At 46.2% G+C, this 1,208-nt stretch carries 2 protein-coding genes; one reads left to right on the top strand and one right to left on the bottom strand.

The window, feature by feature from the left end; all coding sequences use genetic code 11:
- Positions 1-300, top strand: a 300-nt coding sequence (locus tag R7Q41_RS24150; protein WP_318144722.1) for a sigma-70 family RNA polymerase sigma factor, incomplete at its 5' end; no start/stop codon positions are given.
- A gap of 78 nt (positions 301-378) precedes the next feature.
- On the opposite strand, the gene R7Q41_RS24145 is transcribed toward R7Q41_RS24150, so the two are convergent.
- Positions 379-1,208, bottom strand: an 830-nt coding sequence (locus tag R7Q41_RS24145) for a MutS-related protein (protein WP_411979070.1), incomplete at its 5' end; no start/stop codon positions are given.

The following is a 1,208-nucleotide window of genomic DNA, read 5'->3' as shown; positions in this document are numbered from 1 at the left end:
CTGGATATTATTCCTGACGCAAATAACTCTGATCCAGAAGTGTCGACTCAAGATGATGACATCAAATCGTCTTTGATCCATTGGTTGGAAGAGTTGAATCCAAAACAAAAAGAAGTGCTTGCACGCCGTTTTGGTTTGCTTGGCTATGAGCCGTCTACTCTTGAAGAAGTGGGGCGAGAGATTGGTCTTACCCGTGAGCGTGTACGTCAAATTCAAGTGGAGGGTTTACGTCGACTTCGTGAAATCCTAATTAAACAAGGCCTAAATATGGAAAACTTGTTTAACGTCGAAGACGATTAATACTAAGCTTTCTCGAAACACAAAGGGCTATGGATAACCATAGCCCTTTTCTGTTTTAGGGGAGATTAGATATTCTCGTTAAAGCATTTTCTTCAAACGATACAGCTCTTCAAGGGCTTGACGAGGTGTTAAGTCGTCTGGATCGATGTTTGATAACGCTTGTTCAATTTCGCTAGGTTCAGGGATTAAGCTGAGCTGATTTGCCACATCCACTGTGCTTGGACGAGGCGAGTCGCTAGCTTGGCCGAGTTGCTCTAGTTGAGACAGTTTAGTACGAGCATTTTTGATGACCGTTTTAGGTACGCCAGCTAAGCCCGCAACCGCCAAGCCGTATGATTTGCTTGCGGCGCCTTCTTGAACTGCGTGCATGAAAGCAATGCTGTCGCCATGTTCTACCGCATCTAGGTGAACATTCGCTAAGTTTGGTAGCAAGTTCGGTAATTCGGTTAGTTCAAAATAGTGCGTAGCGAAAAGTGTCATCGCACCAATTTGTGTTGCAAGCCATTCGGCACTTGCCCATGCCAATGAAAGACCATCGTAAGTACTGGTACCGCGACCGATCTCATCCATTAACACCAAGCTGTTCTTGGTTGCGTTGTGGAGAATGTTGGCCGTTTCTGTCATCTCTACCATGAAGGTTGAACGACCTGATGCCAAGTCATCTGAAGCACCGATACGAGTAAAGATGCGATCCAATGAGCCAATTTGTGCTGACTCTGCAGGTACATAAGAGCCGATGTGAGCCATCAACGCAATTAGCGCAGTTTGGCGCATGTAGGTTGATTTACCCCCCATGTTTGGACCCGTGATGATGAGCATTTTACGGCTTGGGCTTAATTCTATTGGGTTAGCAATGAACGGGTCCGAGGTGACTTGCTCTACTACCGGGTGGCGACCTGCTTGAATGT

It is taken from the genome of Vibrio sp. 2096, from assembly GCF_033339595.1.
Taxonomy (GTDB): domain Bacteria; phylum Pseudomonadota; class Gammaproteobacteria; order Enterobacterales; family Vibrionaceae; genus Vibrio; species Vibrio alginolyticus.
The sequence above is the reverse complement of the archived record's forward strand: the minus strand, read 5'-3'. Positions and strand labels throughout refer to the sequence as shown.